Source organism: Corynebacterium sp., assembly GCF_030532325.1.
GTDB lineage: Bacteria > Actinomycetota > Actinomycetes > Mycobacteriales > Mycobacteriaceae > Corynebacterium.
In genome coordinates, this window is the sequence record NZ_JAUNLS010000032.1 from 1 (window position 1) to 9,431 (window position 9,431).

General features: G+C 66.7%; 9 protein-coding genes. 4 read left to right on the forward strand and 5 right to left on the reverse strand.

What is annotated here, in order from left to right:
- Positions 1 to 66: 66 nt before the first annotated feature.
- The 3 genes from Q4E25_RS11320 to Q4E25_RS11330 are packed head-to-tail and all read right to left on the reverse strand — an operon-like array spanning position 67 to position 2,224.
- Positions 67 to 1,023: a hypothetical protein gene (locus tag Q4E25_RS11320; protein WP_303157199.1), complete on the reverse strand. Its 957-nt coding sequence runs from the start codon at positions 1,021 to 1,023 to the stop codon at positions 67 to 69.
- A 17-nt stretch (positions 1,024 to 1,040) separates the two neighbouring features.
- On the reverse strand, positions 1,041 to 1,853 hold the full coding sequence (locus tag Q4E25_RS11325; RefSeq protein WP_303157201.1) for an AAA family ATPase: 813 nt from the start codon (positions 1,851 to 1,853) through the stop codon (positions 1,041 to 1,043).
- Positions 1,850 to 2,224: a GntR family transcriptional regulator gene (locus Q4E25_RS11330; RefSeq protein ID WP_303157203.1), complete on the reverse strand. Its 375-nt coding sequence runs from the start codon at positions 2,222 to 2,224 to the stop codon at positions 1,850 to 1,852. The genes Q4E25_RS11325 and Q4E25_RS11330 overlap by 4 nt, the downstream gene beginning before the upstream one ends.
- A 213-nt stretch (positions 2,225 to 2,437) precedes the next feature.
- On the opposite strand from Q4E25_RS11330, the gene Q4E25_RS11335 reads away from it, so the two are divergent.
- Positions 2,438 to 3,727 (forward strand): NYN domain-containing protein, encoded by a 1,290-nt coding sequence (locus Q4E25_RS11335; RefSeq protein WP_303157204.1) that lies wholly within the window; start codon positions 2,438 to 2,440, stop codon positions 3,725 to 3,727.
- A gap of 220 nt (positions 3,728 to 3,947) precedes the next feature.
- Here Q4E25_RS11335 and Q4E25_RS11340 read toward each other — a convergent pair whose 3' ends face one another.
- The gene (locus Q4E25_RS11340) at positions 3,948 to 4,751 is read right to left on the reverse strand and encodes a PspA/IM30 family protein (RefSeq protein WP_303157206.1); all 804 of its coding nucleotides are present in this window, start codon (positions 4,749 to 4,751) and stop codon (positions 3,948 to 3,950) included.
- A gap of 124 nt (positions 4,752 to 4,875) precedes the next feature.
- Complete coding sequence (trxA, locus tag Q4E25_RS11345; protein ID WP_303157208.1) at positions 4,876 to 5,250, reverse strand: thioredoxin; 375 nt, start codon at positions 5,248 to 5,250, stop codon at positions 4,876 to 4,878.
- A gap of 120 nt (positions 5,251 to 5,370) precedes the next feature.
- On the opposite strand from trxA, the gene Q4E25_RS11350 reads away from it, so the two are divergent.
- Genes Q4E25_RS11350 through Q4E25_RS11360 form a run of 3 tightly spaced genes read left to right on the forward strand, consistent with a single transcriptional unit; the run spans position 5,371 to position 9,169 of the window.
- The gene (locus Q4E25_RS11350; protein WP_303157211.1) at positions 5,371 to 5,571 is read left to right on the forward strand and encodes a heavy-metal-associated domain-containing protein; all 201 of its coding nucleotides are present in this window, start codon (positions 5,371 to 5,373) and stop codon (positions 5,569 to 5,571) included.
- Complete coding sequence (locus Q4E25_RS11355) at positions 5,572 to 7,821, forward strand: cation-translocating P-type ATPase (RefSeq protein WP_303157213.1); 2,250 nt, start codon at positions 5,572 to 5,574, stop codon at positions 7,819 to 7,821.
- Positions 7,822 to 7,831: 10 nt separating this feature from the next.
- On the forward strand, positions 7,832 to 9,169 hold the full coding sequence (locus Q4E25_RS11360) for an MFS transporter (RefSeq protein ID WP_303157214.1): 1,338 nt from the start codon (positions 7,832 to 7,834) through the stop codon (positions 9,167 to 9,169).
- The last annotated feature ends 262 nt before the right edge of the window (positions 9,170 to 9,431 follow it).

Sequence of the window (9,431 nt, forward strand, 5' to 3'; positions counted from 1 at the left end):
CGCTGACTCACATAAAGTTACACACCACCCACAACAAACACAAACCCCCAGCACACACTTGGTTTTTCACGCTCCAAGAAGGCCACTAAAACCGCCCTTGTAGGTGTCGATTCTGCGCGCGTAGCCGGGCAAGTACGCCGCCCACGCCACCAGCGTCAGCGCCGCGAGCATCAGGGCCCACGGGGCACTCAGCATGCCGGCGCCCACCCAGAGGTAGAGCAGCGTGCCAGTCACTGCGAAGATCGCAAAGAGATCCACCAGGGTCTGCCGCGAGACAAACTCCACTCCAACCAGGACGGGCCCCGCCACCAGTGCGAAGAAGAGGAAGCCACCCAGGAAGCGGCCCAGGAAGAGGTAGGCGATGAGCTCGCCGAGCAGCGCCACCGGAATCCCCGCCAGCACCACGAGCACCACGCCGCGGCCCCACTGGGCGCGCGAGAGGTGGAAGGTGAGCGCGCTGCTCAGCGTGCTGCGCAGCTCGCTGAGTAGGACAACCGTGCCGGCCAGCGTGCCCACGGTCACCAGCGCCGGAAGCCAGGCTAGGCGCGAGACCACCGCGAGCATGACCAACGAGATGGTCACGACTATCACCGCAACGAGGAGGTAGAGCCGGAGCAACGGCCGCACCACCAGCTGTACCGCGGGCGTGACCGGCAGGATCCCGGTCTCCGCGGAACCCTCGGATCCTTCCACGAGGTCCTCCAGGCTTCCCCGCCTCGGCTCCGCGCGCCGCGCCAGCACCCACACCAGTCCCAGCGCCGGCGCCACCACGAGCCACCAGCGCTGCGTGACCACCACCGGCACACACGCGGCAAGAAAGCGCACGCTGGCTTGGAGGCGGCGGTCGCGCCGCCACATGTCCGCGGAGTAGCCAAAGCGTTGATAGGCCTCAAACTCCGGCGCAGAACCCGCAATCAGCAGCCCGGCCACCAGGGAAAAGACCACTTGCATCGGTGGTCCGGCCATCAGCGGCACGGCCACCAGCAACATGGGCACCCACAGCAGGTCCAGCGGGTTAGTCATTTGCAGATAGCGCCTCACTACTCACCCTCCAATGCCATGACGGCCTCCTCGAGGGTGACCTCGGTGGCGCGCAGGCTTAGCGACGCCGCCGCGTCGAACACGCCCTCGGGGTTGGGGCGGGCGTCGACAAGCGCGCGAGCGCCCAGGGGCGTATCCTCCCGCACGAGCGGCTGCAACGCCAAGCGCTCGAGCGCCCGATCTATCTGCGCGGCCGGGCCGGTGAGCTCGATGATGCCTTCAATGAAGTCCTCGATGGGGCCAGACAGCGGGTGCGCGCCCATGACGGCCACGGCGTCGAGCAAGCCGGAGACCTCGTTGAGGTGATGGGTGGACATGATGATGGTGCGCTGCTTGTCCCCGCGTTGCTTTTCCTCACGCAGCACCTCGGTGAAGACCTCGCGCTTGGGCACGTCGAGGCCCAGGTAGGGCTCGTCGAGCAGCATGCGTGGCACCCCGGAGGCCACCGCCACGATGAAGCCGGCGGCGGACTTCTGCCCGCGAGAGAGCCCCGAGTAGTTCTTCATCGGCAGCTCGAAGCGCCGCACGAGCTCGCGGGCCCGCTGCTCATCCCAGCTGGGCCAGCGGGTAGCGGCGATGCGGAAGACCTTCTTGAGGTTCCAGCCCGCGGGAAGCGGGTTGTCAATCCCCATGAGCACCAGGCCGTCCATGACCTGCTGGTTATCGAAGGGATCCTGGCCATCGACGCGCACGCCCTTTCCCCGGCGCTGGCCGGCGATGGTGCGCAGTAGCGTGGTCTTTCCTATCCCGTTGCGGCCGACGAGCCCGTGGGTCAGCCCGTCCGCGAACGTGAAGTCTGGGGTGGTGATCATGAGTAGAAACCTCGGCTTTCTGCGACTTGATCGAGCAATTCGTGCAGTTGCTGACGGGTGTAGCCCAGGCGAAGGGCTTCGTCGACAAGCGGGGCGGCGTACTCCCCGGCAAAGTCGCGCCTTCGACGCTCCCGGATGCGCGCGGTGGCGTTGTCGGTGACAAACATGCCGATGCCGCGACGCTTTTCCAGCACACCGAGCTCCACGAGCAGGTTGAGGCCCTTGCGCGCGGTGGCCGGGTTGATGTTGTGGAACTTCGCCAGCTCGTTGGTTGACGGAGCCCGCTGCCCTTCCGGCAGCGATCCCTCGACGATGGCGTCCTCGATGAGCACCGCGATTTGCCGGAAGAGGGGTTGCGCATCGTTGTCCACGCGCTCACCTCCACTAGGTTAGTTACTTGAGTAACCAACCGTACTACCGGGGGTGGGTCGGAGCAACCCGAACTTTTTATAGGGATGGCCTGAGAATTCCCGAATCCTTATCGCACTTTTGGGACTAATGGGGCACACTGGGAGGAGGCCGCTTCTACGCGGCCACAGCTTTAGAAACGTTAGTTAGCCAATAAAGAACGGAATTTAGGAGCCATGCTTGAACGAACACTTGTCTTTGTTGATACCTCATACCTATTGGCAAGTTTTTATAACTCCTGGGAGATAGGAGCGCGAGCACAGCTAGAAATTGACCTGCCGGAGGTCGTGGCCACCCTCGGCGGGATGATCGAGCACCAGGTGGGCAACCGCATCCACCGCCAGAACTGGTACGACGGCATCCCAGACACCGGGCCCCACCGCTACCAGCGCGCGCTGCGCACCTGTAATGGGGTGCAGCTGCGCACCGGCCAGCTCATCGAGTGGGGCGAGCGCCGCACCCAGAAGGCCGTGGATACCCGCCTGGTGGCGGACATGGTCATCGCCGCCATGAAGGGTGACGTCACCGACTTTGTGCTGGTCTCCGGGGATGCCGACATGATCCCCGGCGTGCAGGAGGCCGTGAACAACGGGGTGCGCGTGCACCTCTACGGCTTTGGCTGGGATTCCATGTCTTCCGCGCTGCGCCACGCCTGCGATACCACCACCATCCTGGATCCGCGCGAAGACTTTTCTGACGCCATGGAGATCCAGGTGCTCGAGGGCCCGCTGCCGCCGACAGTGCGCGAGCCCCACGGGGAGGACGCGGACCAGACCGCCGAGGTGTGCGAGGAGTGCGAGGAACCCTCGGAGGTCGAGGCCGCCTTCTCTTCCTCCCCCAAGCACCACCAGCCCAGCCCCGCGCAGCTGGCGGGCACCTCCTCCCACGCCGTCACGCCTGCCGACGCCGCCCGGGCCGCCACCGCAGCCCACAACGCCGATGCCAGCGCGAACAAGCAGGTGGTAGAGGCCGCCGAGGCGGCCGAGGAGACCAAGAACGAGCAGGCCGCCGCAAGTAGCAGCGCGGGCAGCGCTAACGTCGCAGCCGGAACAGACGGCTCAGCCAGCGCGGCGAGCGAAGAGAGCGCCGCCCCGGCCGAAAACAAGGCCCCGAAGCCGAGCGCCCCGAAACCCTCGATGATGGCGCCGCGCCGCAAGCTGCGCTCCAAGTACGTGCCGCTGCCGGAGGAGGTGTGGAGCTCCGCGGGCTTCCAGTCCCCGTTTGACGTGGGTCAGCAGTACGCCTCGTGGTGGTTTGAGAACGCCGCCAGCCCGGAGCAGCGCGACCAAGCCCACCTGCTGTCGGGCGGCGGGCTGCCGCCGGAGATCGACAGGCCGCTGCTGCAGTTCGCCTGCGAGACCCTGCACGAGTACACGCTGACCGAGACCCAGCGCGTCAATCTCCGCGACGGCTTCCACTCCGGCATTCGCGGAGTGCTGATCAATATTCGCCGCCAAGACGGCTAGAGTGCCCGGCCAACCCTGGCCCGTAGACGCACAGGGGTCGGGCACACGGACGCAGAGCCAGGCCAAGCTAGACCGAACCTGGCCGGCAAGGAATTCCCAGACACAACAAAGCGGCGGGGTGACGTACCCCGCCGCTTGTGGCGTTTTACGCGGCTACGCGGTTGCTGCTTCGCGCACACTGTGCAGAGGCCGCGGTGGCGCTACTTGGTGGCCCCAGACGCTACCGCGCGCCCTCCGCGGTGGGCCCGGCGTTGTCAGTGCCTTCGGTAGCTGCGTTGGCGCCGGCCTCGAGCTGCTTCTTCTCGGCGCTCTCGGCGGCCAGCTCCGCGCGGATCTCCTCCAGGCGCGAGGTGGCCTTGAGGTCCGTGGTGGCCGCGGCGATCTCGTGGATGCGGTCACCGCCGGTGGCCTGGTGCAGCTCCTGTGCGCCGAGGGCGTCAGCGTAGCGCTTCTCAATCTTGGCGCGGACCGAGTCGAGGGTGGGGGTGGCACTGTCAGGCGCGAGCTCGTTGAAGGAGTCCATCACCTTGGCGTTCTGCTCCTGCATCGCCGCCTGGTCCGCCTGCGCGAGCAGCTGATCAACCTGCGCCAGCTGCTCCTTGAGACGCGCCTCAGACTCCTGCTGCTGGCGCTTGGCCTGCTCGGCGGCCTGGGTGGCGGCGGCGTGCTGGGTCTTGACGTCCTCCAGCTCCTGCTCCACGGCCACGAGCTGGCTGGCGATGACCTCCGCAGCCTGGTTGTACTCCGTCGCGGTCTGCGGGTCCTCGGCCTTCTCCGCCAGCTCCAGCGCGCGGCGGGCCTGGGACTGATAATCCTCCTGGGACTTCACCAGACGATTGAGACGCATCTCCAGCTGGGACTTATTGCCGATGATCTCAGCAGCATGCTCCGAGAGCTGCCGGTGCTGCTCCTTGGCGCCCTCGACCGCCTGCTGGATCTGCACCTTGGGATCGGCGTTCTCATCAATCTTCTGGTCAAAGGAAGCCATTACGTACTTCCAGCCCTTGCTAAACGGGTTCGCCATCGCTTTCACTCCTTCTGAAGAGAACCTTTCCGCGAGTGTAGCGCCACCCGCGGGAAACCGCCCCCTAATTTCGCGCCCAGTTCCGCGCCTCGCGCTGGGGCTTAATCTCACGCTCGCGCTGGGCTTAGTTCTGCGCCTCGTTTTGCGCCTGTTCGACCTGGCGGCGCACCTCATCCATGTCCAGATCCTTAACCTGGGAGATGAGATCCTCCAGCGCGGCCGGCGGCAGGGCGCCCGCGTCGCGGAAGACGAGGATGCCGTCGCGGAAGATCATCAGGGTGGGGATGGACTGGATCTGTAGGCCGGCGGCCAGCTCCTGGTTGGCCTCGGTGTCCAGCTTGGCAAAGGTGATGTCCGGGTGCTCCTCGGAGGCCTTCTCAAAGACCGGGGCGAAGCGCTTGCAAGGGCCGCACCATTCCGCCCAGGCGTCGACAAGCGTAATGCCCTCAGCGGTCACGGTCTGCTCGAAGGTCTCTCCGGTGATATCGATGGTCGCCATAATTAATCGCTCCTTATTCTCGGGTACTTTCCTATCAACGGTACATGAACGCGCAACATTCCTTGCCACATACCCCTAGGGGGTATAGCATGGGCACGTACGCAACAGAAAGGAAACACCATGTCCACCAAGAACTACACCGTCACCGGCATGACCTGCGGCCACTGCGAGATGTCCGTCAAGGAAGAAATCGGCGAGATCCCCGGCGTCACCGAGGTCACCGCCGATCACACCACCGGAGCCGTCACCGTCACCGGCGAGAACTTCACCGACGCCCAGGTCTCCGAGGCCGTCGCAGAAGCCGGCTACACCCTCGCTTAAATGACTACCCACCTCGATCTCGGCGTCACCGGCATGACGTGCACCTCCTGCTCCTCCCGCGTCGAGCGCAAGCTCAACAAGCTGGAGGGCGTGGAGGCCACCGTCAACTTCGCCACGGAGTCCGCCTCCGTGAGCTACGACCCCGCCACCACCACGCCGCAGCAGCTTATCGACGTCGTGGAGCAAGCCGGCTACGGCGCCTTCTCCCTCAGCCCCGACCCCGCCGAGGCAGACAGCGCCAGCGAGCACCCCATCGACGACGCCCGCGAGGCCGAAGCCTCCGACCTCCTGCGCCGCACGCTCATCTCCGCGGCACTCAGCGCGCCGGTCATGCTGCTGTCCATGGTCCCCGCCTGGCAATTCCGCCACTGGCAGTGGGCCTGCCTCGTGCTGGCCACCCTGGTCTACGTCATCGGCGGCGCCCCCTTCCACAAGGCCACCTGGACCAATCTGAAGCACGGCTCCTTCACCATGGACACGCTCATCTCCATGGGCACCACCGCCGCCTACTTCTGGTCCCTCTGGGCGCTCTTCTTTGGCAACGCCGGCGAGCCCGGCATGACCATGCACATGACCCTAGTGTCCAACGACGCCGAGATGGATCACATCTACCTCGAATCCGTCGGCATGGTCATCACTTTCCTGCTGCTGGGCCGCTGGTTCGAGGTCAAAGCCAAGGGCCGCTCCTCGGAGGCCCTGCGCAGCCTGCTCAACATGGGCGCCAAGGACGCCACCGTGCTTCGCAGCGGTATCGAGTCCCGCATCCCCATCTCCCAACTGCGGGAGGGCGATACCTTCGTCGTGCGCCCCGGGGAAAAAATCGCCACCGACGGCGTGGTCACCGCCGGGCACTCCACCGTGGACGAGTCCCTGCTCACCGGTGAGGCCCAGCCCGTCGAGGTCGCCCCCGGCCAGAACGTCACCGGCGCCACCATCAACACCACTGGCCGCCTCGAGGTGCGCGCCACCGCCGTGGGCGAGGCCACCGTGCTCTCCCACATCGCCTCGATGGTCACCGCCGCCCAGGCCTCCAAGGCCCCGGTCCAGCGTCTGGTGGACCGCATCGCGCAGGTCTTCGTGCCGGTGGTCATCGGCATCGCCGCGCTCACGCTCATCGTGCACCTCTTCTCCGGCGGCATCGCCCCGGCCTTCGTGGCCGCGGTGGCGGTGCTCATCATCGCCTGCCCGTGCGCACTGGGCCTGGCCACGCCCACCGCCATCCTCGTGGGCACCGGCCGCGGAGCCCAGCTGGGCATCCTCATCAAGGGCCCGGAGATCCTGGAGTCCACCCGCCGCATCGACACCATCATCTTTGATAAGACCGGCACGCTGACCGAGGGCGCCATGTCCGTCACCGCAGTCACCCCGGCCGGCGACCTCAGCTCCGCCGAGCTGCTGGAGAAAGCCGCCGCCGTGGAGGCCGGCTCGGAGCACCCCATCGCCACAGCCATCTGCGAGGCCGCCGAGGGCCGCCTCAGCGCCACCGACTTCCACGCGCTACCCGGCGTGGGTATCGAGGCCACTGTCGACGGCCAGCGCCTGCGCGTGGGCCGCGGGCCTGGCGGCTACATCGGCGTGGGCACCGAAGTCGGCGTCTACGCCCTGCCCGCCAGCGCCGACCCGTCCCAGCCCAGCACTGCGCAAAACGACGCCGCGCAGAACGACACCGCGCAGGCCGGCGAGTCGCTGCTCGGCACCATCGAGGTCCGCGACACCCTCAAGGACACCGCCGCGCCCGCGCTCGAGGAGGTCCGCCGCCTCGGCTTGAGCCCCCACCTCGTCACCGGCGACAACGCCTCCGCCGCCCAGGCCGTGGCTGAGGAGCTCGGCATCGATTCGGTGACGGCGGGGGTCATGCCGGGGGACAAGGTGGACGTCGTCAAGCGTCTGCAAGAAGAAGGCAAGGTCGTCGCGATGGTCGGCGACGGCGTCAACGACGCAGCCGCCCTCGCCCAGGCGGACCTCGGCCTGGCCATGGGCGGCGGCGCGGACGTGGCCATCGAGGCCGCCGACATCACCATCATGAACAACGACGTACGCTCCGTCGCCGACGCCATCCGGCTCTCCCGGCACACGCTGCGCATCATCAAGGGCAACCTGTGGTGGGCCTTCATCTACAACGTCGCGCTCATCCCCGTGGCCGCTTTCGGGCTGCTGAACCCCCTATTTGCAGGTATGGCGATGGCCTTTAGTTCAGTTTTCGTGGTCAGTAACTCACTTCGCCTGAGGAGGTTCAACCCGGTGCACTAAGGTGTGCTGCATGCAACAAACTGAACATCGATCTATCTCTCGCAACGAGCGCCTCGACCGTCTCCCCGTCACCGGCACGCACAAGCGTTTGCTGGTGGGCTCGGGAATCGGCTGGGCGCTCGACGCCATGGACGTCGGACTTATCTCCTTCATCATGGCCGCGCTGGCCGTCCACTGGGGCATCACGCCCACGCAATCCTCGTGGCTGGCCTCCGTGGGCTTTATCGGCATGGCGCTGGGCGCCACCTTCGGCGGGCTGCTGGCCGATAAATTCGGCCGCCGCCACGTCTTCGCGCTCACCCTGCTCATCTACGGCCTGGCCACGGGCGCTTCGGCCCTGGCCACCGGGCTGGGCGTACTCATTGTCTTCCGCTTCATCGTGGGCCTGGGCCTTGGCGCAGAGCTGCCCGTGGCCTCCACGCTGATCTCCGAGTTCTCGCCCGTCAAGGTGCGCGGCCGTATGGTGGTTCTGCTGGAAGCCTTCTGGGCTGTGGGCTGGATCCTGGCGGCGATTATCGGCACGTTTGTGGTGGGGGCGTCGGAAAGCGGCTGGCGCTGGGCGCTGGCCCTGGGCATGGTGCCGGCGTTCTACGCGCTCTACGTGCGCATGCGGCTGCCGGAGTCGGTGCGCTTCCTGGAATCCAAGGGCCGCCACGAGGAGGCCGAGAACATCGTCGCCTCCTTTGAGCAGAAGGCCCAAGAGGAGGGCAAGGAGCTGCCGGCGACCGCCGCGGCGCCAACATACCCGGAGGAGGAAGTCAACTCCACCAGCATCTGGTCCCCGGCCTTGCGCGGGCGCACCGCGGCGCTGTGGACCATCTGGTTCTGCGTGAACCTGAGCTACTACGGCGCGTTCATCTGGATTCCTTCGCTGCTGGTGGCCGACGGCTTCTCCCTGGTGAAGTCCTTCAGCTTCACGCTGATCATGACGCTGGCGCAGCTGCCCGGCTACGCGATGGCCGGCTGGCTCATCGAGGTCTGGGGCCGCCGCGCGACCCTGGCCACCTTCCTCATCGGCTCCGCCTGTGCCGCGGCGATGTATGGCACTGCGGGCAGCGTGCCGATGATCATCGTCAGCGGTTGCCTGCTCAGCTTCTTCAACCTGGGCGCATGGGGCGCGCTGTATGCGGTGGGCCCGGAGCTCTACCCCACCCACCTGCGCGGTGCCGGCACGGGTGCCGCGGCGGGCTTCGGCCGCGTGGCTTCCATCATCGCGCCGCTCATCGTGCCTGTGATCCTGCACAGCGCGGGCGCCGGCTGGCTCTTCGCGCTCTTCGCCGCCGCCTTCGCCATTGCCGCCGCCGCAGCCTTTGCGCTGCCGGAGCAGCGGGGTAAGGCGCTCGCTTAGCGACGCCCCATCAGCCCCGCGCGCGTCACCACCGCGCGCCAGTGTCTCGCCGTATCGCGCGCTCGCACCCGGTATCAGTGGCGCTGCGGATGCCCAAGGCTTCGAACGCTTCACCGTGCTTGGGCACGGCGTGTAGAGGAACCGGTCTTCCGGTTCCTCTATGTGGTGTCTGCTGGGTGCTGTGGCGCCTCCTGCTGCCTACGCCGACTGTTGGGCGGCCTGCTTGGCGCGTTGGGCGGCTACGGCCTGCTCGGTGGTCTGG